Origin of the sequence: Bradyrhizobium sp. cir1 (assembly GCF_014198245.1) — a bacterium.
GTDB lineage: Bacteria > Pseudomonadota > Alphaproteobacteria > Rhizobiales > Xanthobacteraceae > Bradyrhizobium.
Genome location: NZ_JACIHE010000012.1, coordinates 20,461 through 42,009 on the forward strand (window position 1 = coordinate 20,461; position 21,549 = coordinate 42,009).

22 protein-coding genes are annotated in these 21,549 nt (G+C 65.1%); 12 read left to right on the top strand and 10 right to left on the bottom strand.

Annotated elements, in window-relative coordinates:
• Positions 1 to 8: 8 nt before the first annotated feature.
• Together GGD63_RS23265 and ccoS are read left to right on the top strand one after the other, a co-directional pair.
• Positions 9 to 2,198, top strand: coding sequence for a cation-translocating P-type ATPase (locus tag GGD63_RS23265; RefSeq protein WP_183245484.1), 2,190 nt, complete (start codon positions 9 to 11; stop codon positions 2,196 to 2,198).
• A complete protein-coding gene (gene ccoS / locus GGD63_RS23270) occupies positions 2,198 to 2,365 on the top strand; it encodes a cbb3-type cytochrome oxidase assembly protein CcoS (protein ID WP_008138466.1) in 168 nt (55 codons plus the stop codon). Before GGD63_RS23265 ends, ccoS begins: the two co-directional genes overlap by 1 nt.
• Here ccoS and GGD63_RS23275 read toward each other — a convergent pair.
• Positions 2,362 to 3,564 carry an MFS transporter gene (locus GGD63_RS23275; RefSeq protein ID WP_183245485.1) on the bottom strand — a complete coding sequence of 401 codons (1,203 nt, stop codon included), beginning with the start codon at positions 3,562 to 3,564 and terminating at the stop codon, positions 2,362 to 2,364. The two genes, ccoS and GGD63_RS23275, sit on opposite strands and share 4 nt — an antisense overlap.
• A gap of 155 nt (positions 3,565 to 3,719) precedes the next feature.
• Positions 3,720 to 4,202, bottom strand: coding sequence for a cupin domain-containing protein (locus GGD63_RS23280; protein ID WP_183245486.1), 483 nt, complete (start codon positions 4,200 to 4,202; stop codon positions 3,720 to 3,722).
• A 12-nt stretch (positions 4,203 to 4,214) separates the two neighbouring features.
• On the opposite strand from GGD63_RS23280, the gene GGD63_RS23285 reads away from it, so the two are divergent.
• The 3 genes from GGD63_RS23285 to GGD63_RS23295 all read left to right on the top strand — a co-directional run bounded on the left by GGD63_RS23285 (position 4,215) and on the right by GGD63_RS23295 (position 5,520).
• Positions 4,215 to 4,442 (top strand): hypothetical protein, encoded by a 228-nt coding sequence (locus tag GGD63_RS23285; RefSeq protein ID WP_183245487.1) that lies wholly within the window; start codon positions 4,215 to 4,217, stop codon positions 4,440 to 4,442.
• Entirely contained in the window at positions 4,439 to 4,723 is a 285-nt protein-coding gene (locus GGD63_RS23290) for a hypothetical protein (RefSeq protein WP_183245488.1), read from the top strand. The genes GGD63_RS23285 and GGD63_RS23290 overlap by 4 nt, the downstream gene beginning before the upstream one ends.
• Positions 4,724 to 4,803: 80 nt before the next feature.
• The gene (locus tag GGD63_RS23295) at positions 4,804 to 5,520 is read left to right on the top strand and encodes a peroxiredoxin-like family protein (RefSeq protein WP_183245489.1); all 717 of its coding nucleotides are present in this window, start codon (positions 4,804 to 4,806) and stop codon (positions 5,518 to 5,520) included.
• Positions 5,521 to 5,552: 32 nt separating this feature from the next.
• On the opposite strand, the gene GGD63_RS23300 is transcribed toward GGD63_RS23295, so the two are convergent.
• Complete coding sequence (locus GGD63_RS23300; protein ID WP_183245490.1) at positions 5,553 to 6,440, bottom strand: LysR family transcriptional regulator; 888 nt, start codon at positions 6,438 to 6,440, stop codon at positions 5,553 to 5,555.
• A gap of 199 nt (positions 6,441 to 6,639) precedes the next feature.
• On the opposite strand from GGD63_RS23300, the gene GGD63_RS23305 reads away from it, so the two are divergent.
• Together GGD63_RS23305 and GGD63_RS23310 are read left to right on the top strand one after the other, a co-directional pair.
• Entirely contained in the window at positions 6,640 to 7,788 is a 1,149-nt protein-coding gene (locus GGD63_RS23305; RefSeq protein WP_183245491.1) for a patatin-like phospholipase family protein, read from the top strand.
• A 92-nt stretch (positions 7,789 to 7,880) separates the two neighbouring features.
• Complete coding sequence (locus GGD63_RS23310; RefSeq protein ID WP_183245492.1) at positions 7,881 to 8,831, top strand: oxygenase MpaB family protein; 951 nt, start codon at positions 7,881 to 7,883, stop codon at positions 8,829 to 8,831.
• A gap of 207 nt (positions 8,832 to 9,038) precedes the next feature.
• On the opposite strand, the gene glgA is transcribed toward GGD63_RS23310, so the two are convergent.
• The gene (glgA, locus tag GGD63_RS23315) at positions 9,039 to 10,454 is read right to left on the bottom strand and encodes a glycogen synthase GlgA (RefSeq protein WP_183245493.1); all 1,416 of its coding nucleotides are present in this window, start codon (positions 10,452 to 10,454) and stop codon (positions 9,039 to 9,041) included.
• 198 nt (positions 10,455 to 10,652) lie between these two features.
• On the opposite strand from glgA, the gene GGD63_RS23320 reads away from it, so the two are divergent.
• The 3 genes from GGD63_RS23320 to GGD63_RS23330 all read left to right on the top strand — a co-directional run bounded on the left by GGD63_RS23320 (position 10,653) and on the right by GGD63_RS23330 (position 14,276).
• Positions 10,653 to 11,849: a CaiB/BaiF CoA-transferase family protein gene (locus GGD63_RS23320; RefSeq protein WP_183245494.1), complete on the top strand. Its 1,197-nt coding sequence runs from the start codon at positions 10,653 to 10,655 to the stop codon at positions 11,847 to 11,849.
• 146 nt (positions 11,850 to 11,995) lie between these two features.
• Positions 11,996 to 13,063: an alcohol dehydrogenase gene (locus GGD63_RS23325; RefSeq protein ID WP_183245495.1), complete on the top strand. Its 1,068-nt coding sequence runs from the start codon at positions 11,996 to 11,998 to the stop codon at positions 13,061 to 13,063.
• Between the two features lie 133 nt (positions 13,064 to 13,196).
• Positions 13,197 to 14,276 (top strand): isocitrate/isopropylmalate dehydrogenase family protein, encoded by a 1,080-nt coding sequence (locus GGD63_RS23330; protein WP_183245496.1) that lies wholly within the window; start codon positions 13,197 to 13,199, stop codon positions 14,274 to 14,276.
• Between the two features lie 46 nt (positions 14,277 to 14,322).
• Here GGD63_RS23330 and GGD63_RS23335 read toward each other — a convergent pair whose 3' ends face one another.
• The 5 genes from GGD63_RS23335 to GGD63_RS23355 form a co-directional block, all read right to left on the bottom strand.
• Positions 14,323 to 14,607 (bottom strand): hypothetical protein, encoded by a 285-nt coding sequence (locus GGD63_RS23335; RefSeq protein ID WP_183245497.1) that lies wholly within the window; start codon positions 14,605 to 14,607, stop codon positions 14,323 to 14,325.
• Positions 14,608 to 14,878: 271 nt separating this feature from the next.
• A complete protein-coding gene (locus GGD63_RS23340) occupies positions 14,879 to 15,694 on the bottom strand; it encodes an enoyl-CoA hydratase (RefSeq protein ID WP_183245498.1) in 816 nt (271 codons plus the stop codon).
• A gap of 118 nt (positions 15,695 to 15,812) precedes the next feature.
• On the bottom strand, positions 15,813 to 17,165 hold the full coding sequence (locus tag GGD63_RS23345) for a murein L,D-transpeptidase (RefSeq protein WP_183245499.1): 1,353 nt from the start codon (positions 17,163 to 17,165) through the stop codon (positions 15,813 to 15,815).
• Positions 17,166 to 17,572: 407 nt separating this feature from the next.
• Positions 17,573 to 17,944, bottom strand: coding sequence for a helix-turn-helix domain-containing protein (locus GGD63_RS23350; RefSeq protein ID WP_020608151.1), 372 nt, complete (start codon positions 17,942 to 17,944; stop codon positions 17,573 to 17,575).
• A gap of 30 nt (positions 17,945 to 17,974) precedes the next feature.
• Positions 17,975 to 19,021 carry a LysR family transcriptional regulator gene (locus tag GGD63_RS23355; protein ID WP_183245500.1) on the bottom strand — a complete coding sequence of 349 codons (1,047 nt, stop codon included), beginning with the start codon at positions 19,019 to 19,021 and terminating at the stop codon, positions 17,975 to 17,977.
• A gap of 475 nt (positions 19,022 to 19,496) precedes the next feature.
• Here GGD63_RS23355 and GGD63_RS23360 point away from each other — a divergent pair, with 475 nt between their 5' ends.
• Together GGD63_RS23360 and GGD63_RS23365 are read left to right on the top strand one after the other, a co-directional pair.
• Positions 19,497 to 19,763: a hypothetical protein gene (locus GGD63_RS23360; protein WP_183245501.1), complete on the top strand. Its 267-nt coding sequence runs from the start codon at positions 19,497 to 19,499 to the stop codon at positions 19,761 to 19,763.
• A gap of 203 nt (positions 19,764 to 19,966) precedes the next feature.
• On the top strand, positions 19,967 to 20,698 hold the full coding sequence (locus GGD63_RS23365; protein WP_183245502.1) for a cytochrome c biogenesis CcdA family protein: 732 nt from the start codon (positions 19,967 to 19,969) through the stop codon (positions 20,696 to 20,698).
• A 40-nt stretch (positions 20,699 to 20,738) separates the two neighbouring features.
• Here the strand turns inward: GGD63_RS23365 and GGD63_RS23370 are convergent, their stop codons facing one another.
• Positions 20,739 to 21,395, bottom strand: a complete 657-nt coding sequence (locus GGD63_RS23370; protein WP_183245503.1) for an HAD family hydrolase — start codon at positions 21,393 to 21,395, stop codon at positions 20,739 to 20,741.
• Positions 21,396 to 21,549: the final 154 nt, after the last annotated feature.

Below are 21,549 nucleotides of genomic sequence, written 5' to 3' on the forward strand. Positions count from 1 at the left end.
CTCTCGTCATGCAGATCACGCGCGATTTCTCTCACTATGTTCGCGACGCCGGCGCGGGCGTTCAGCATATCGACCTCGCGGTCGAGGGCGTTCACTGCGCCGGCTGCATGGCCAAGATCGAGCGCGGCCTGTCCGCCATCCCCGACGTCACGCTGGCGCGCGTCAACCTGACCGACCGCCGTGTCGCGCTGGAATGGAAGGCCGGCACGCTCGACCCCGGCCGTTTCATCGACCGGCTCGAAGAGCTCGGCTACAAGGCTTATCCGTTCGAGACCGAGAGCGCGGAAGTGGCCGAGGTCGCCGAATCCCGCTTCCTGCTGCGCTGTCTCGGCGTCGCGGCGTTCGCCACCATGAACGTGATGATGCTGTCGATCCCGGTGTGGTCCGGCAACGTCTCGGACATGCTGCCGGAGCAGCGCGACTTCTTCCACTGGCTGTCGGCGCTGATCGCGCTGCCGGCGGCGGCCTATGCCGGCCAGCCGTTCTTCCGCTCGGCCTGGCGCGCGCTGTCGGCGAAGACCACCAACATGGACGTGCCGATCTCGATCGGCGTGATCCTGGCGCTGGGCATGTCCGTGGTCGAGACCATCCACCACGCCGAGCACGCCTATTTCGACGCGGCGATCATGCTGCTCACCTTCCTGCTGGTCGGCCGCTTCCTCGACCAGAACATGCGGCGGCGGACCCGCGCGGTCGCCGGCAATCTCGCCGCGCTCAAGGCGGAGACGGCGGCCAAGTTCGTCGGGCCCGACGAGATCTCGCAGGTGCCGGTCGCGGCGATCAATCCCGGCGACATCGTGCTGCTGCGGCCCGGCGAGCGCTGTGCGGTCGACGGCACGGTGATCGAGGGCCGTTCCGAGATCGACCAGAGCCTGATCACCGGCGAGACGCTCTATGTCACGGCCGAGCACGGCACGCCGGTCTATGCGGGATCGATGAACATCTCCGGCACGCTGCGGGTGCGGGTCTCGGCGGCCTCCGAGGCGACGCTGCTCGCCGAGATCACGCGGCTGCTCGACAATGCGCTGCAGGCGCGTTCGCGCTACATGCGGCTCGCCGACCGTGCCTCGCGGCTCTACGCGCCGGTGGTGCACGCGACCGCGCTGATCACCATTTTGGGCTGGGTCATCGCCGGCGCGAGCTGGCATGATGCAATCGTCACCGGCGTCGCCGTGCTGATCATCACCTGTCCCTGTGCGCTCGGGCTCGCGATCCCGACCGTGCAGACGGTGGCCTCGGGCGCGATGTTCAAGGCGGGTGTGCTGCTCAATGCGGGCGATGCGATCGAGCGGCTGGCGGAAGCCGACCATGTCATCTTCGACAAGACCGGCACGCTGACGCTGCCCGATCTCGAAGTGATGAACGCGGCCGATATCCCCGGCGACATTTTCGAGCTTGCCGGCCGCCTCGCGCTGTCGAGCCATCATCCGGTGGCCGCTGCGGTCGCGCAGGCCGCCGGCGCCAGGTCGCCTGTTGTCGGCGCGGTCGAGGAAGCCGGGCAGGGCGTGCGCGCGGTGGTCGACGGCGTCGAGATCCGTCTTGGCCGTCCGTCGTTCTGTGGTGCCGAAGCGCTGGCCGGCAGCGTCACTCTCGATCCCGAGGCCTCGATCGTGGCCTTCAGCAAGGGGACTGAAAAATTCGTCCTGACGGTGCGCCAGGGCCTGCGTCCGGACGCGAAGGCGGTGATTGCCGCGCTGAAGGCGCGCGGCATCGGCATCGAGATTCTCTCCGGCGACCGCGAGCAGGCGGTGAAGGCGGCGGCTGATGCGCTGGCGATCCCGGAATGGCGCGCCGGCGTCACGCCGGCCGACAAGATCGCGCGGATCGAGGAATTGAAGCGGCGCGGCGCAAAGGTGCTGATGGTCGGCGACGGCATGAACGACGCGCCTTCGCTGGCCGCAGCCCATATCTCGATGTCGCCGATCTCGGCCGCGCATCTGAGCCAGGCCACCGCCGACCTCGTCTTCCTCGGCCGGCCGCTGGCTCCCGTGGTCGCCGCCATCGACGCTTCGCGCAAGGCGCTGCATCTGATGCGGCAGAACCTCTGGCTCGCGATCGGCTATAATGTGCTCGCCGTGCCGGTCGCGATCAGCGGCGTCGTGACGCCCCTGATTGCAGCGGCCGCCATGAGCGGGTCGTCGATCCTGGTCATGCTGAATTCGCTGCGCGCGCGCAGCGCCTCGCGGGAGATCGTGTGATGGAGATCCTGGTCATCCTGGTGCCGCTGGCCCTGATGCTCGGAGGCGCCGGTCTCGTCGCCTTCCTCTGGTCGCTCCGAAGCGGCCAGTACGACGATCTCGATGGCGCCGCCTGGCGCGCCATCGCCGACGACGAGCCGCCGCAGGAAGCCCCGGTCAAGCGCTAGGGCTTCAAGGCGAAGGTGAGCAGGGCCGCCAGCACAAGGGCGGCGCCGACACCGGCGACGCAGGCGTACCAGCCAAAAGCGTCGAACAGCCGTCCGAGCACGGCCGTGCCGACCAGCCCGCCGCAGAAGTAGCAGGCAAGATAGGTCCCGCTGGCGAAGCCGCGGTTGTCGGTTGCCGCCTGTCCGACGAACCCTGTTGCAGCGGCCTGTGCGAAGAATGTGCCGACGCCGACCAGAACCATGCCGGCGAGGACTTCGCCGAGATGCGGCGCCAGCATCAAGGGCAGGCCGAGCCCGGCGACGGCGAGCGCGCCCCAGATCGTCGGCCGCGTTCCCAGCCGCGCGGCCACCTTGCCGGCCAGAAGCGTCGTGACGACAGACGGCAGGAAGACGACATAGACGAGACCCAGATCCATCATGCCGAGCGAGAGCGGCGGCCGCACCAGCACGAAATTGACGAATGTGAAGGTGCCGATGAAGGCGAACAGGATGCAGAAGCCGATGCCGAAGGCCGCGCGCAGCCGCCGATTGCGCCAATGCGCGATGGTGGCTTCGAACGGCGATGCCGCAGGCATCATCGCATGCATCGGCTGCACGCGTCCGATGGTGAAATAGACCAGCACCGCGCCGGCCAGATTGAGCGCTGCGAAGAAATAGAAATTCCAGGCGAGGCCGAGGCCGTCGGCAATGGCCGCCGAGATCAGCCGGCCGACGAGATTGCTCGCGACATTGCCGGTGATATAGGCGGCAAAAGCGCTGCCGGCGTCCGTGGCGCTGCATTGCTCGCCGAGATAAGCGAGGGTGAGCGCGAAGGCGGACGCCATGCACAGGCCTTGCGCGACGCGCAAGGCGGTAAAGACGGCAAGATTTGGCGCAGAGGCCAGCAGGCTGGTAGGGATCGCCAGCAGCGTCAGGCTGAGCAGGATGCCGGTCCGCCGGTCGATGTGCGGGCTGAAGAAGCCGACGACGAGGCTGGCTGCCGCCATGCCGAAGGTGCTGGCGTTGACGGCAAAACCCATAGCTGCGGGCGTGACGCCGTAGTGTCGCGTCAGCGAGGGCAGGATCGCCTGCGTCGCGAAGAGGTCGACGACGGTCAGGAATGCGGTGAGGCCGATCACGAGCGAGCGCAGCGCGAGGCTTGGTGAATGCGCATCCATCGGCATCGCCGCAGGTTTGATCGATGTGGAAAGTTCGGTCATGGCGTGCTCGTCTGTTGATCCGTCATTCCGGGCTGGTGCGAACGGGGCGCAGAGCGGCCCGGAGCACCAGACCCGGAATCTCGAGATTCTCAGGTGCGCAATTGCGCACCAGAGTTCGCTTCGCGCCCCGGAATGACGTCCCGCTCAGGCGCTCGTCACATGTGATGGTCGTTGGGATCCTTGCGGACGTCGCCGACATAGAGAATGACCGTCTCCTTGCCGAGGTTCTTCCACCAATGCGAGGTGCCGTAGACTTCGGGGCGGATGTCGCCGGCCTTGTGCACGATGGGGTCGACGCAGTTGGAGGCGTATTCGACGATTTCGCCCTGCTGCACGAAGATCAGCGCGGGGCGGTCGTCATGGCTGTGCCAGGGCACGATGCCGCCGGGCGCGATGGTCAGCTTGCGGAAGCGCAACTCGCGGCCCTCGATATGGGCCGGCTGCTTGCCGAGATCGATCGCGCCCAGCGTCACGTCGGTGACGCCGACCGGCTTATAGTCGACCATCTGCTGTGCGCTCGGCTTGATCTTGTCGGCCGGGCATTCGCCGGCAAGCACCGGCTGTGCGGAGAGCGTCAGTGCGCCGACGATGGCAAGGCCCGGCCAGATCAGGCGTGACAAAGCATGGCTCGTAAACATGTGAGGTCTCCTGTGTTGGCCGCGACCTCGGTGGTCGCCGGCAATGGCAGGAGCTTCGTCGAAACCGTCTCCATGTTGAAATGCCGGCTTGCTTTCGATGCGATAGCCCGGCGCTATATCGATGCGCGGCGGCTATCGAACCGATTGGGCATCGGCATTTCCGCTTTCGGGATATCCGTTGTCCGATGGCAGCGCGCCCGATTGGCGGGCGTCCACGTCAATCGGAGGAACATCCCATGACGAAAGTATCCAAGACCCTGATTTTTACCGCCGCCTTCGCGGTGATCGCCACGTCGGCCTTCTCGGAAGCGGCCTGGGATCTGAAGGCCGGCATGGCCTATGTCTATGGCGGGCCCGGCAAGATGTCGGCGATGGCCATGGCCCCGGCCGAGAGGAACCACGAGGCCATGATGAAGAACGCCAAGAAGGTGCCCGACAACACGGTGTTCTTCATGGACAACGGCACGCTGTATTCCACGTCGGGGCGGCTCGATCCCACCGGCAATTTCTACGTGAACTGAACCGGACCTCGCGCGCGGCCGCCCCTTGCGGGCGGCCGGACCTGGAACCTAAGATCACCCTTCTAACGCCGGAGCGGAAGATGACGTTTCTCTCTCCAGCCGACGCCGAGCAGCTCAGGCTCGCGTTCCAGCGCTGCCGCGACATGGAGGGGACGCTGAACGAGCAGCTCCGGGCCTATGCCGATGCCAGCCGCAAGGTGTTTCCGGCCTATGGCGAGGCGGTCGATCGCCTGGTGGTGCGATTGAACGGGAACGGCGGCGGCGAGACCGCGCCGCGTCCCGGCGATGCGATGCCGCCGTTCATGTTGCCTGACGAAAGCGGGCGTCTCGTCACGCTATCCGCACTGCTGGAGCGGGGCCCCATCGCAGTGATGTTCTTCCGCGGCCACTGGTGTCCCTATTGCCGGCTCAATGTCCGCGCCGTGGTGCAGGCGCAGGAGCGCATCAAGGCGATGGGCGCACAGGTCGTCGCGATCATGCCGGAGACGCAGGAATACACGAGGCAGGTCAAGGCCGACTCCGGCGTACCGTTTCCTATCCTGACCGATCTCGACAACGGCTATGCGCTGTCGCTCAATCTCGCGATCTGGCTCGGCGCCGAGATCCAGCGCCTGTTGTCCTATCAGGACATGGCAAAGTTTCACGGCAATGATGGCTGGATCTTGCCGATCCCGGCCGTGTTCGTCGTCGGCCGCGACGGACTTGTGAAGGCGCGGTTCGTCGACCCCGACTTCCGCAAGCGCATGGAGATCGATGATCTGATCGAAGCGCTGGAGAGCGCGAGCCGGGAGAATTGAGGGGAGGGGAAGCGCAGCGATCGTTGTCGCTGCTACCCCGCGATCTCCCGCCAATCGGCACCGCGCAGCATCCGCATCACTGCATTGGCGACGGCGGTGCGCTGGCGGCCGGCGACGCCGTAGAGGCTGACGGTGCGGCGCGCATCGAGGCCGGTGACTGCGGCGCGTCTTAGGCTCTCCGGCACCGGCGAGGTGTGGGGCATCATGGCGATGCCGATATCGGCCTCGACCAGCTCGATCAGGTCGCGCTCGCTCGAAATCTCGTGGTCATGATCCACGTCGATGCCGTGCTCGCGCAGGCTCGCGGAGATGCGTCTGGAATGCTCACAATAGCTCCGGCCGAGCAATTGCTCTGCGCGCAAATCATCCGGCTCGATCGTGTCGCGCCCGGCGAGCCGGTGCTCCCTGCTGACGACGAGATCGAAGCCTTCCGTGAACAGCGGCCATACGTCGAGCCGCTCCCAGGCCTCGTCGATCTCGGCGGCGATGCCGAGCTCGGCTTCCCCCTTCTTCAGGAATTCACCAACCTCGCGGCTCGTTCCGCGCAGGAAGCGCAATTCGAGCCGGTTGAACTGCCGCCTGATCTCGTTGAGATGCGGGATGAGCAGCGCGAGGTCGATCGAATGCGTCAGCGCGATGCGCAGCGCGCCGATCTCGCCGCTCCTGAACGAGGAGGCGAGCGAGCGCGCGCCGGTGGCGGCGTCGTAGCATTGCTTCAAGAGCGGATGCATGCGCTGGCCGAGCTCGGTCAGTTGCGCGGCCGGCCGTTCGCGGCGGAACAGGTCGCCGCCGAGCTCGGCCTCGAGCTGCTTGATCGCGCGTGTCAGCGAGGGCTGCGTCACGTTGCATTCCTCGGCGGCGCGCGTAAAATTCAAGAGCTGCGCCACCGCGAGGAAATAGCGGACCTGGTGCATTTCCATGGATCGGCTCCCCAGCAGGATCGACCGGAAATCTAGCCGATCCGGACAGGGAATGACATCCCGGGCTCAATAGCGCCTGCGTATGGTTATGGAAGCCAGCCGGCATTTCCAAAAGGCCCGACAATTGCCGAGAGTGGCAGGACGTAACAATGGCCTTACGCCTGACGAATGATAACCATAGGCTCGACAGGAGCGAGACATGAACGGCATGCAGGACAATTTGCAGCGTAAAGGTCTGGACCTGCCGGGGCAGGTCGTGCTCGTGCTGCAAGGCGGGGGCGCGCTTGGCTCGTATCAGGCCGGGGTCTACCAGGCCTTGCACGAAGCCGGCATCGAGCCGGACTGGATCATCGGCACGTCGATCGGCGCGATCAATGCGAGCCTGATTGCGGGCAACGCAAGGGAGCACCGCCTGGCGCGCCTGAGGGAGTTCTGGAAGCGGATGGAGCAGCAGCCGGTCTGGGACTGGCGCGCCACGTTTCCCGGCTTCAACGAGAAGCTGGCCTACTGGTCGACCGTCACCCACGGCATTCCAGGATTCTTCCGGCCCAATCCGCTGGCGCATGCGGGCGATTCCTATCCGCTGGGTGCCGATCACGCCGGCTTCTATTCGACCGCGCCGCTGGAGAAGACGCTGAGTGAGCTGGTCGATTTCGATCTGGCCAACCGCTGCACGCCGCGCCTGACGGTCGGTGCGGCTCATGTCGGCACCAGCGAAATGCGCTATTTCGACAGCCGTGACGGCGAGCTGACGGCCAAGCACATCATGGCCTCGGGCGCGCTGCCGCCCGCTTTCCCGGCGGTGCGCATCGACGGCGAGCTCTATTGGGACGGAGGCATCCTGTCGAACACGCCGACGGAAGCGGTGTTCGACGACAATCCGCGCAGGGATTCGCTGATCTTCTCCGTGCATCTGTGGAATCCCGTCGGGCCGGAACCGACCACGATGGCGGAGGTGCTGAATCGGCACAAGGACGTGCAATATTCCAGCCGCATCGCCAGCCAGATCGTGCGTCAGCAGCAGGCCCATCGCCTGCGCCATGTCATCAACCAGATCGCGGCGCGGCTGCCGGAGAGCGAGCGCAACGATGCCGCGGTGAGGGAGCTGATGGGCTACGGCTGCTCGACCCGCATGCATGTGGTGCGGCTGCTGGCGCCGCAGCTCGAGCACGAGACCCATACCAAGGATATCGACTTCAGTCCGTCAGGGATCACGCGGCGCTGGCACGCCGGCTACGCTCACACGCGATCGGTGCTGGCGCGCAGGCCCTGGATCGGCGAGTTCGATCCGCTCGCCGGCGTGGTGCTGCACGAGCATACGGACGAGATGCCGATTGCGGCGGAGTGAAGGCCTTGTCCGTCATTTGTCTTGTGCGGTGACGATGTCGCGAGCGCGCGGTCTGGGCTATGATCGCGGCGTCTTCGTCGTGAGACTCGCAAGTGGTCGCTGAGAAGGATCTGGAAGCAGCACTCGATCAGCTCCGCGCTGACGCGGCGGACCCGATCGCCGGCGTGTTCGGTCCTGACTCGGTGACCTGGCAGATCGACCGGGAGGCCGTGAACTTCCTCGGCGCCGGCCGCGCGCTGCTGCTGCAACTCGCCCACCCCTGGGTCGCCGCCGCCATCGCCGAACATTCCACAACCTTTGCCGATCCGATCGGCCGCTTCCATCGCACCTTCGACATCGTCTTCGCCATGGTGTTCGGCTCGCTCGATCGGGCCTTGCTGTCGTCCCGGCAATTGCACCGGCGCCACAGCATGATTGTCGGCGAGATGCCCGAGACGGTCGGCCCGTTCGCGGCCGGCTCGCGCTACTGCGCCAACGACATTCCGTCGCTGCGCTGGGTTCACGCCACGCTGGTCGAGACCGCGCTGATGGCGCATGACCTCGTCCTGCCACCGCTCTCGGCGGAGGAGCGCGAGCATTATTGGGCCGAGAGCCGGACGTTCGGCGCGCTGTTCGGACTGACGGCGGATGACCTGCCGGCGGACTGGTCCGGCTTCGCTGCTTACACCGCAGCGATGACGCAATCGGACACGCTGACGGTCAGCACCGCGGCACGCGAGATCGCGACGCAGATCTTCACGGGCGCGCGTCCGTGGTTGCGTCCGCCGCGCTGGTATCGCGCGCTCACGGCAGGGATGTTGCCGGAGCGCTTGCGTGCGGGTTTTGGTTTTGAGCTCGATGAGCGCGACGCCAGATCCGCCGACAATGCATTGAGATGGATCAGGCGCGTCTATCCGAAACTGCCTCACAGACTGCGCTATGTCGGCCCCTATCAGGAAGCACAGGCGCGGCTGCGGGGCGAGGCGCAGCCCGACTGGATGACCCGCTGTCTCAACCGCGCCTGGATCGGCCGGCCGCAGATGGACGTGCGCGGTAAGGGGTGATAGCCGCCGCCTTTTAGATCCGTCATCCTGAGGCGCGAGCGGCGCGATGCGGAAGCATTGCGCCGGGAGCCTCGAAGGATGCACGGCCCCGCTGCTGCAGCCGGGCCGTCGCCCTTCGAGGGCCGCTGAAGAAGCGGCCACCTCAGGTTGACGGTGATGGATGGGTGCGCTCGCAATGACGGCGTCTGAGGAAGCGTCGTCGCTTCCTCACACCGACGCCAGCTTGCGGTACAGCGCACTGTAGCTGCCGGCCGAGATGCTCCAGGAGAACGATCGTCCCATGGCGCTGCGGCGCATGGTGTCGAGCTGGTCCTGCGCCATGAAGGCCGAGAAGGCGCGGCGGACGCCGCCGAGGAAGGATTCATGCGAGGGCTTCGAGAACAGGAAGCCGGTCTCGCCGTCGCTGATGGTCTCGGCGAGCCCGCCGGTCTGGTGACCGATCGGCAATGAGCCGAAGCGCTGGGCGTACATCTGGCTGAGGCCGCAGGGCTCGAACCGCGACGGCATCAAGGTGAAGTCGCTGCCGGCAAAGATGCGCCGCGCCTGGGCGTCGTTGAAGCCGATCGCGACCCCGATGGCATCGGGACGGCGGCGATGGGCGTTGATCAGCTCCTGCTCGAGCGCCGGCTCACCGGAGCCGGTGACCACGATCTGCCCGCCGGCATCGATGATCTCGTCGGCCGCCGCCAGCACGAGGTCGATGCCCTTCTGGTGCACGAGGCGGGCGACGATGCCGAATATCGGTCCGCGCGACACCGCAAGCCCGAACTGCTTGCGCACGTAATCCGCATTGGCCTTCTTGCCGACCCAGTCGCCGGCGCCGAACTGCTGGGCGAGCTGCGCGCAATAGCGCGGGTCCCAGCTCTCGTCGATGCCGTTGAGGATGCCGGTGAGCTCGGCCGCATCCGAGCGCAGGCGGAGCAGGCCCTCGAGGCCGCAGCCGAATTCGGCCGTGGTGATCTCGCGCGCATAGGTGGCGCTGACGGTGGTGAGGTGCGAGGCGTAGACGAGTCCCGCCTTGAGGAAGGAGACCTGGTCGTAGAACTCGACGCCGTCGATGTGGAACGAGCTCTCCGGTGCGCCGATCCGTCGCAGCGCCTCCTTCGGGAAGAGGCCCTGATAGGCGAGGTTGTGGATGGTCAGGATCGACGGCAGCTTGGCGCCGCGCCAGGCGAGATAGGCCGGCACGAGCGAAGCCTGCCAATCGTTGGCATGGACCAGATCCGCTGCCCAATTCTTGTCCAGCTTGCCCATGGCAAGCTCAGCGGCCGCCGAGGCGAGGCGCGCGAAGCGGATGTCGTTGTCGGGCCAATCGCGCCCGGACTCGTCGCCATAGGGATTGCCGGGCCGGTCGTAGAGCTGCGAGCACAACAGCACATAGACCGGCAGGCCGTCCTTGGTCGCGGCACGGCCGAGCGAGCAGGCCGGCATCTCCGCGAACGGCGGGCAGCGGCCGACGATCTGGATATGCGTGAGCTGCTCGATGATGTCGCGATAGCCGGGCAGCATGATCCGGATATCGGCGAAGGGACGTAGCGCTCGGGGGAGAGCAGCAGAAACGGCTCCAAGTCCGCCGACGCGGACGAAGTCGTCCATCTCTGTCGTAACGAACAAGACCCTCAAGAACTGCCGCCCTCTTCCGATCCCCGTTTGCTGCTATGCAAGAACGGGTCCAGTTGCCCAGGAAATTCTCAAGCCCCCCGCAAGACGCCTCTGTTCCGTAAAGACTTTCCTACTCAGCCGCCGCCCTCTAGGGTCGCCGCACCAACAAGAGAGAACATCCACGGTTCCCAATGGGAGCCTCAGGGAGACGCGGCACGTATGCAGCTACCAGACAAGCATGAGGGGACGACGACAAAGGCTTTTGCGGGCCTGCGGGTCCTGGATTTTTCGACCACGATCGCCGGTCCGCACTGTGGGCGCATGCTAACCGACATGGGCGCCGAGGTCATCAAGATCGAGACCGACGGCGGGGAGACGATGCGGACCCGGCCACCGCTGCGCAAGGGGTGCAGCACCGCGTTCGGCCAGCTCAATGTCGGCAAGAAGAGCCTGGTGCTCGACCTCAAATCCGAGGATGGCAGGGACGCCGTCTACCGGCTGGCCGCGACCGCCGACATCCTGGTCGAGAACTTCCGCCCCGGCGTGATGCACCGGCTGCGGCTCGACTATGACAGGCTGCGAGTGGAGAACCCGAAGCTGATCTATTGCTCGATTTCCGGCTACGGTCAGACCGGCCCCTCGGCCGAGCTGCCGGCCTATGCGCCGGTGATCCACGCCGCCTCCGGCTACGACATGGCGCATCTCGCCTACCAGCCCGGCCGTCACAGGCCCGACTATTGCGGCATCTACCACGCCGACGTCGTCACCGGCACCTACGGCTTTGGCGCGATCGCCTCGGCGCTCTATCAGCGCACCGTGACCGGGCTCGGCCAGCACATCGACGTCTCCATGCTGGAATCGATGCTGACCTTGACCCTGACCGAGTTGCAGAGCTCGCAGTTCGCAGTGGCGCCGCCGCCGCGCCCGATGTTCGGACCGACCGAGACGGCCAGCGGCTATGTCATGATCACCGTCGCCAGCGAGAAGACGTTCCAGGCCTTGATGGGCGTGATCGGCCGCCCCGAATGGGTCTCCGATCCACGCTTCGCCACCTACGCCCCGCGCCGCGAGAACTGGGCGGCGTTGATGGACGGCGTCGAGGTCTGGTCGCGGCAGCTCTCGACCGATGCATGCCTCCTCGCGCTCGGCGCTGCCGGCGTCCCGGCCTCGGCCTATCGCACCGTGTCAGAGGCGTTGGCCGATCCGCAGCTTGCGCATCGGCAGGCGCTCTCCGAGGTGCGGGACGAGGGCGGCTCCTTTAGGGTGCTCAACCTGCCGTTCCGGATGTCGGGCGCCGACACGACGCCGGCCAGGACGGTGTCCGTGCTCGGCGCGCACACGGAGGCATTGCGTGAGGAGATCGGCCTTGCCGAGAAGGCGCCAATTCCGTCAGGCAAAACGGCCGCGACAGGCTGAACGGCTTCGTGCCGCAAGCAATGCGGCCCTGCGCGCCGCCGGATTGCCATCCTCGATCGCCGTAAACTAGACAGGAGCGAGTTTGTCTCGCTCCCCCGGGCATGGCATGGTGGCGTGACAACAAGAAGCATGCCGGGAGGACGCCGATGAAGAGTTTCAAGGTCACCGATTTCAAGGCGCCGCTGCAGGAGTTCGACGAGGCGACGCCGCAGCCCTCGGGCACGCAGGTGCTGATCAAGGTGAAGGCCGCCGGCGTCTGCCACAGCGACCTCCACATCTGGGAAGGCGGCTACGATCTCGGCCACGGTCGCAAGCCGCTGTCGCTGAAGGACCGCGGCATCAACCTGCCGCTGACCATGGGCCACGAGACCGTCGGCGAAGTCCTCGCTTTCGGCCCCGATGTGAAGCCGACTGACCAGGGCGACCTGAAGCTGGGCGATATCGGCCTGGTCTATCCCTGGATCGGCTGCGGCAAATGCGCGACGTGCCTTGGCGGCGACGAGAACATGTGCCTGACGCCGCGCTCGCTTGGCGTCTATTGCGATGGCGGCTATTCCGACCACATGCTGGTGCCGCATCCGCGCTATTTGCTCAATCTGAAAGGCCTCGATCCCGCGACGACCGCGCCTTACGCCTGCTCGGGCGTCACCACCTACAGCGCGCTGAAGAAGGTCGAGCAACACTTCGACACGCCGATCGTGATGTTCGGTGCCGGCGGCCTCGGCCTGATGGCGCTGTCGCTGCTCAAGGCGATGGGCGGTAAGGGCGCGATCATGGTCGACATCGACGCCAGGAAGCGCGAAGCGGCCGAGAAGGCCGGCGCGCTCTCAACCGTCGATCCCAAGGCGCCGGATGCGCTGGAGCAGCTTGCGAAGAAAGCGGGCGGGCCGATCCGCGCCGTGATCGACCTCGTCGGCAACTCTGCCACGACACAGCTCGGCTTCGATTGTCTCACCAAGGGCGGCAAGCTCGTCATCGTCGGCCTGTTCGGCGGCGGCGCGACCTGGGCGCTGCCGCTGATCCCGATCAAGGCGGTGACGATCCAGGGCAGCTATGTCGGCAACTTGCGCGAAACGCAGGAACTGCTCGATCTCGTTCGCACCAAGAAGGTGCCGCCGATCCCGGTGACGACGGCACCGCTCGCCAAGGCCAATGACGCGCTGCTGCAATTGCAGCAGGGCGCGGTGGTCGGCCGCACCGTGCTGACGCCGTAGCTAACACTCCATTCCCGTCATTGCGAGCGCAGCGAAGCAATCCAGAAATCCCTCTGCGGAGACAGTCTGGATTGCTTCGTCGCAAGAGCTCCTCGCAATGACGAGATCACTCTGACCTTCGCGCAGGAACCCCATGTCCGCAAACAACGCCTTCCACATTGCCGTGCTCGCCGGTGACGGCATCGGTCCCGAAGTCATGGCGCCGGCGCTCGAGGTGTTGTGCAAGGTCGGCGAAAAGTCCGGTCTCGGCTTCCGCTTCACGGAGGCCCCCGCCGGCGCCAACAATTATCTCGCCACCGGCAAGTCGATGCCGGATACGACGATCAAGCTGTGCGAGGAGGCGGATGCGATCCTGCTCGGCGCCTGCGGCCTGCCGTCGGTCCGCTACCCCGACAACACCGAGATCGCGCCGCAGATCGAGCTGCGCTTCATCTTCGATCTCTATGCCGGCGTGCGGCCGGCGCGGCTCATTCCGGGCGTGCCGAGCCCGATTGTCGGCGCGGACAAGCGCGGCATCGATCTCGTCGTGATCCGCGAATCCACCGAGGGCCTGTTCGCCTCGATGGGCAAGGGCGTCGTCACCCACGAGGATGCGCGCGAGACCATGGTGATCACGCGCCGGACGTCCGAGCGCCTGTTCGAATTCTCGTTCCGCCTCGCCGAGCGCCGCAAGGCGCGCGGCAAGCCCGGGATGCTGACCTGCGTCGACAAGGCGAACGTGTTCAAGGCCTTTGCGTTCTTCCGCGGCATCTTCGACGAGATCGAGAAGAAGCATCCTGACGTGAAGACTGACCGGCTCTATGTCGACGCCTGCTCGGCGATGCTGGTCAAGCGTCCCTGGGATTTCGACGTGATGGTGATGGAGAACATGTTCGGCGACATCGTCTCCGACATCACCGCGAGCCTGATCGGTGGTCTCGGCATGGCGCCGTCCGCCGACATCGGCGACAAATATGCCGTGTTCCAGCCCTGCCACGGCACCGCGCCTGACATCATGGGGCAGGGCAAGGCCAACCCCACCGGCATGATCCTGTCGGCCGCGATGATGCTGGACTGGCTCGCCGAGAAGCATGGCATCGAGAGTGCGGCCGAGGCGGGCGAGACCATCGAGCGCGCGGTGGACCAGGTCTATGCCGGCGGCATCAAGCCGATGGAGTTCGGCGGCAGCAACGGCACCGCCGACATCACGAAGGCGGTGCTGGGAGCGCTGTAGTCGAGAATGCCGTCAGGAGAAGGGGCCTGCCGGCCCCTTTCGTCATCTACCAGCCGCGCCAGTGGTGGTGATGATGCCAGCCCCACGGACGCGGGCCGTAAAAGCGTCGTGGGCCACCGTAATAGCCATAGGCACCGTAATAGTTCGGTCGCCACCAGCAGCGGCCCCAGGCATTGCAGACCATGCGGACCTGATCGACGTCGACAGCCGGGCCTTTTGCAATCTGGTCTGCCTGCGGAATGCCGTTCGGCATCGCCGCAAGGGCCGGTCCCGAAGCGAGCGCCATACCGCCCATGGCAGCCAGACCAAGAACAGCAAGTTTGAGTGTCATCGCAATCTCCCTCGTTGGTTGCGGGAGAACCGGCGGAAGATCAATTGGTTGCTACCGCGTCGCAGCTGGCCGAGGAATTTAATCTTCCTGAACGAAGGTTCAGCCTGCTCAGGAATACGGTTCCAAGTCTGTGGTTCGATCTCCCACGACGTCATTGCGAGCGCAGCGAAGCAACCCAGAATCCCTGCGCGGAGGCAGTCTGGATTGCTTCGTCGCAAGGGCTCCTCGCAATGACAGTGGTGAGAGATGTGCGCTCACAAATGCGCCTTGATTACTTCCCCTGGAACCGCGGCTTGCGCTTCTCCATGAAGGCCTGCCGGCCCTCGCGGAAATCCGCGCTGTCCATGCATGCGGTGCCGATCGCCTTGATCGCGTCCATGTCGCGTGCGCTCTCGTCCTTCAAGACCTGCGCGATGGTGATCTTGGCGGCCTTGATCGCGAGCGGGGCGTTCTGCGAGATCGTCTCGGCAATCGCCATGGTCTCGCCCCAGAGCTCGGCTTCCGGGAACACGCGCTCGACGAGGCCGATGCGCAGCGCCTCGGCGGAATCGATGCGCATGCCCGTGTACATCAGAAGTCGCGCCCAGGACGGGCCGACCAGCGACACCAGGTGCCGCAAGCCGTCATAGCCATAGGCGATGCCGAGCCGCGCCGCGGGGATGCCGAACTGGCTGCCATCTGCAGCGAGGCGGATGTCGGCGAGCATCGCGACCTGCATGCCGCCGCCGAGGCAAAAGCCCTGGATGCAGGCGATGGTCGGCTTCGGATAGTCGGCGAGCAGCGCGCGCTGGGCGACGCTGCGCCTGGCGTATTCCTCGGACGCGGCGGCGTTGTGGCGGGTCTTCTCGAACTGGCTGATGTCCGCCCCCGAGACGAACGCCTTGCCGCCGGCACCGCGCAGGATCACGACGCGCACGGCGTCGTCGTCGCGTAAGGCCGTCAGCGCCTCGCCAAATCCCTCCCACATCTCCAGCGACATCGCGTTGCGCTTGTCGGGATTGTTGAAGGTGATCACGCCGACGCCGTCAGTGGCGTGCTGGAGGATCTTGCCGTCGGCGTAGGATTTTTCACTGGAGATGTCGGGCATCGCGCGCTCGCTGTGTGGGCCGAGCGCAATGTGCGGCCGGGCTGAGGCCGCGGTCAACCGCGGCAAGGCGAGGGGCTTTGCACGAGCCTGTGCCGCGATTGCATGGCGCAAGAAGCGCCTACTGCGTCACATGCATGTGCGCAGTCAGCGGATGGTCGACGGCCCTGCCGAAGAACGCCGCCTCTTCGGCTGTCGCCTCCAGCAGCTGCTCGTCCTGGTTATAGACGTCGTTGCGGAACTGGATGGTCTGGTCCTTGGTCATCCACGCCGTGAGATAGATCCAGGCCACCGGCACCTTCTTCGCCATGGCGACCTCGAGGTGCTGGCCGCTGGCGATCTCCGCGTCAATCGCGGCGCGGCTCCATTTCGGCTGGTCCTTGAGCAGCCAGGCGGCGAGATCGCGCACATTGTCGACGCGCGAGCAGCCGTGGGAATCGAAGCGGTAGTCATCGCTGAACAGGTTGCGCTGGTTGGTGTCGTGCATGTAGACCGAATAGGAATTCGGCATGTCGATCTTGACCGCGCCGAGCGCATTGAAGGTGCCGTTGTGCTGGCGCACGGTGAAGTTCGGCGTGTGCGTGCCGGACCAGTCGACCGAATGCGGATCGATCGGATTGTCGTGCGCATCGAGCACCTCCATGTGCATGCGCGACAGATAGGTCGGGTCCTTGCGCATATGCGCCGAGATCTCGGTCTTGGCGATCGAGGCAGGCACCGTCCAGGTCGGATTGAGGACGACACTGGTGATATGGGCCGTCAGTGTCGGCGAGGGCTTTTCGGTCTTGCCGACGATGACGCGATAGCGCCGCACCACGACGTCGTTCTCGACCGCTTCGGCAAAGGCGGCGGGAATGTTGACCACGACATAGCGCGGGCCGAAGCTGAAATTCATGTTCTCGAGCCGCTCGAGCGAGGCCTCCAACTGGCGGATGCGCTTCTGCACGGGGACGTTCATCGCCGCGAGCGTGCGCGGCGTCACCGTGCCGGTCGGCGCGAGGCCGTGACGTGCCTGGAAGCGCTTCACCGCGTCGGCGAGATCCTGGTCGAAGGCGCCGCTGGCCTTGTCGGCGGAAAGATCCCCGGAAAGGATCAACCGCTTGCGCAGGAGATCGTCGCTTGCGCCCTGGACGCCGGGCGCGAACTTGGCATCCGCGGGGATCGTCGGCCAGCCGCCGCGCACTGCGAGCGCGGAATAGCTGAACGCGGCCTCCTTGATGCGCTGGGCGGAGCCTTCGTCATAGGTCGGCTCGTGCGTCAGCGCGAGCGCCGCGACCGAACGGCTTTCCGGCGTCGAAGCGGGCGTCGTGGCGGGTTTCGGCGCGGCCGCGTGGGAAGGGCTAGCCGCAGCCGGCACTGTACCGGCAGCGGTCGGCGGCTTCGGGCCGGCCTGTCCGGTGGTCTCGGTCTGCGCGAGCGCGGAGGCGCTGGCGACGAGGCCCATGGCAATGATCACGGCGTGGCGCTTCGACATCTGTCTTGTTCTTCCCCATGAGGGCGAGGCCCGGACGGGCGCTCGCATTGGCAATTCCCGGTCGCCGTGCCGTGTGCGCCGGTTGGTAAAATCGGCGGAAAGTTAAGACGTCAGGGTTGAGGTCCCATTAAGCACGGCAGTCGAAAGCTCCGCACGTCCGCCCGCGGAGGCTCTCGATTGGGTCGCGGCAAGGCCGGAATGGGTTCGCGAAAACCGCGATGGGAGAGAGAAAAGGGCAAGAAAAAAGGGGCGGTCAGGCCGCCGCGAAAAACGATGGCCACGCGCGAACCGCGCGCGGGCCAAATCTGGTTCAGAAGATCTGATCCAGTCGATCTCGTCCAATCCGGCCGCGCCCCCGCGACGCGGCGGATTGAACGTTGGCCGTCAAGGCCAGGCCGTCGATCGGCTCAGCTTTCGTTGGCCGCGATCGATTCCATCAGCGAGACGAGCTGACGCTGCACCGTCTGGTCCTTGATCTTGCTGTAGGCACGCAGCAGGCGGAGGCTGAAAGCCGAGTCGAGGAAGAGCAGGCTTTCGACTTCGCGCGCCTTGTTGTCGCCGTCATAGAAGAAGGTCACGGGCACGTCGAGGGCGGAGGCGATCTGCTGCAGGCGGGCTGCGCCGACGCGATTGACGCCCTTCTCGTATTTCTGGACCTGCTGGAAGCTCACGCCGAGCTTTTCACCGAGCTCGGCCTGCGAGATCTTCATCTCGACGCGCCGCAGACGGATCCGCTTGCCAAGCTCAATGTCCGGCTTGCCGGCACTGCGCTGCTTCATTCTTTTCGCCGCTGTTTTCATAGTCGTTTCTCACCGTTCTTCGGTTGAAAATCCCCCGAAGAGCTGGGTCAGGGGTTCGCCCATATACGAGTCCTTGAATTCATGCGGGTGCACGAACTCTTCCTTAAACCACGGGAAGCGAGCCGGATTGAAAGCCTCGATCAGCCAGTCAATCATGTGCCGTACGCGCGGGATGCGGCCGCTACCGGGATGGTAAGACAACCAGATATCCAGCGGTCGGTTCAATTCGACCTCCAGTGGAATCAACTTCCCGCCAAGCGCAATGGCGTAACTCGGGAATACGCCGATTCCGGCGCCATTCGCGACCGCCCAGTAATTGGCGCTTGAGACGTTCGTCTTCATGACCAGAAGGTCACGTTCAGGAACGCCCGGGAAGAAGCTCTCGAAAGTTTCCTTGGCGGCGAGCTGGTCGGCGAATTGCAGCACCAGGCGGTGCTTGATCAATTCATGGGCCGAGCGCGGCGTGCCGTATTTCTCGAGGTATTTCTCCGAAGCCCAGAACATCAGATGCATGCGGCCGAGCCGCACCAGCTTGACGTCGAGCGCAGAAGGCCGGGACAGGTGGATGGCGACATCGGCCTCGTGGCGCGAGACGTCGGCCGAGCGCATCGCGCAATGCAGGTCGACCAGGATCTTCGGATAGGCCTGCTGGAATTCGACCAGCCTCGGGGCGAGCCAGAACGTGCCGAGACCCTCGGTGACGGCGACGCGGACCTCGCCGGACAGGGCATTGCCGGTCGAATCGCTGGTGCGCAACACGTCGAACGCCGCTGCTTCCATCCGCTCGACGGCGGAGACGACGAGCGCGCCCTCGTCGGTCAGATGCGTGCCGTGGACGTCGCGGGTGAACAGAGTGGTGCCGGTCTGGCGCTCGAAATCATCGATGCGACGGCGGACAGCGTTGATCGACAGAGACAGCCGTTCGGCCGCCGAGCGGAAACTTCCGCTGCGGACGACTTCCAGGAAGATGCGCGCCGCATCCCAATCGGAGAGGCCGCTGAGATTTGTTTTTAGGCGTTCCTCTGGAGGAACGCCCCTTTCCGCCAAGGAGTGCATACAAGTCCCTTCAGGTGGCTAAACTGGCAGAATCTGGCGCAAACCACAACCACGGCGGGTTGCGGGGTTGCGAGTTTTGAACGGCATCCTTACTACCTCGCGGGTGGTATAATGGTGCGGTCATAGGCTGGGAATCGGGCAGACGATCGCCTGAATTGAGGGGTGTCGCGTGAGTTCCGTTGCGAGCCTTGAGATGGCTGCGGGATTGTCGGCGCTGTCCGCAATGAACGTCGTTGCGCAAGCCGCGCTTGCAACTCCCGGCGTGGATCAATCACAACGCAACGGGCGTTCTGTCCCTGGCGATGGCCAACGGTGCCGCGGGACGATATTCGCCGGAACCGCGGATTCAGCGCAAAAACACTTTGAAATCATGTTCAGAGGCGTAGCGGCCCCGTGTTATCCTTGGCCTTCGATGGGGGCCAAAGGGGTCGTCGCAAATACGTCTCGCAGGCCGAATTAACGGAAAGAACGCCCGGTGTCGCATTCAGACGAACAATTGCAGTCGGTGCTGGAAACGCTTGAGGAGTGCCGCAGGGCGCTCAACGAGATGAACAGTCGTGAGTCGGCCGAGCTGCTGTCGATTGTCATCCTCGACGTGCGGATGAAACTCAAAGGAATTGACGGTGCCGATCTCAAGGCGCTGTGCGACGAAATGCTGCGGAGCGCGGCAAGCGAACCGCAGCCCTCTTCCAAGCAGACGCAGGACCAGCCCCGGCGTCCGCTGCTCCGCGTGGTGAAGTAGCCGCGCCGCCGAGTCTCGCTTTTTGGCGAGGTTTGTGCGCGTCCCGATGCCGCATCTGTGATCACAGACGGCATCGGGAGGAGCCCTGGCTTTGTGCGCCTCTGTTGCGCATTCTCCGGCATCGGCTACACCAGAACCGGTGCTCCGGGCCGCGCGCATTTCCCGCGTGCCGCGCCGGCGCCTGAGATGGCTCCGACTGCATCATGCAAAATGTTTCGATCCCGGCGGCGCTGATTGCCGGCCTCGTCAGCTTCCTCTCCCCTTGCGTCCTGCCGCTGGTCCCGCCCTACCTGATCTATCTCACGGGCGCGACGATCGAGCATGTCGAGAGCGACGAGCCGGCCGCGGCCTCCAAGCGCGCGATCATGATGTCGGCACTGTTGTTCGTGCTCGGTTTCTCCACGGTGTTCGTCGCGCTCGGCGCCAGTGCCTCGCTGATCGGCGGATTGATCCGGGCCTGGTCGGCCGAATTGTCGATCCTTGCCGGCGTCGTCATCATCATCATGGGCCTGCACTTCCTCGGCCTTACGCGCATCGGCCTGTTGATGCGCGAGGGACGGCTGCCGATCCCAAAACCCGTCGGGCTCTGGGGCGCCTACATCATGGGGCTTGCCTTCGCCTTCGGCTGGACGCCCTGCATCGGCCCGATCCTGGCTGCGATCCTCTCGATCGCCGCGGCCGAGACCACGGTGACGAAGGGGGCGGGGCTGCTTGCGGTCTATTCGGCCGGCCTCGGCATTCCCTTCCTGATCGCCGCGCTGATGATCGAGCAGTTCTCCACGCTGTTCGCGCGCATGAAGGGCCATCTCGTCAATGTCGAGCGCGCCATGGGCGTGTTGATGGTGATCACAGGCGTCGGCTTTCTCACCGGCGCGGTCTCGAATGTGAGCATCTGGCTGCTCGAGACCTTCCCGGCGCTGCAGACATTCGGGTAGGGCGGGCGGCTTCCGGGAGTGGAGCCTGGGAGTGCTGCGATCATTCCATGCGTAGCAAAGCCGGAAGATCGCTCATTCGATGAAAGAGGTCGTCGCAGACCTCCGCTAACTCTCGCTCAGCTCCTGAATCCCCTCCGGTAAAGCCGAGGACTCTCATTCCTGCGGCCTTCGCCGCGCGAACTCCGGACAACGAGTCCTCAACAACGACGCAACGTGAGGGGTGAACGCCCAACGTTTGTGCGGCATGCAGAAACAGGCCGGGGTCCGGCTTCCACGAACCAACCTCATACGCGCTAAAGATGCGTCCTTCGAAATGCCCCAGCAGTTTCGTCAATCCGAGTGCATGCGTGAGCTTCGACATTGGGCCGTTGGATGCCACGCAAACCGGAACGTCGATTTCGGCCAATGCCGCATGGATTCCTTCGACGGGCTTCAGGTCGGCATCAAAAGCCAGCGCGGTTGCTCGCCGAACGTCGTCGATGAAAGTGTCTCGGACGCCGCGGCCTAGCCGGTGCTCGATTTCGCGCACGCAATCGGCCATCTTGACCCCGCGGAAAGAACGTATGGCGTCTTCGACGCTGATCGATATGCCTTCCTCGGATGCCGTTTGAACCAGCACGGTCAGTGCAATGATCTCGCTATCGACCAGGACCCCGTCCGAATCGAAGATGACAAGCTCGGGACTTGCAGAGACCATTCTTGCGATGCTCCAGGTACATCGTTCACTGGGATGTCTCGCTATATCCGGGACGATGGACGGAGGCCATACCGGGCCGTTTGGAATTGTCGCCGGCAGGACGGTGAGGACCCGAAGCGGATTCTCGAATTTGTCGCGGATGCCGAGTGTCTCA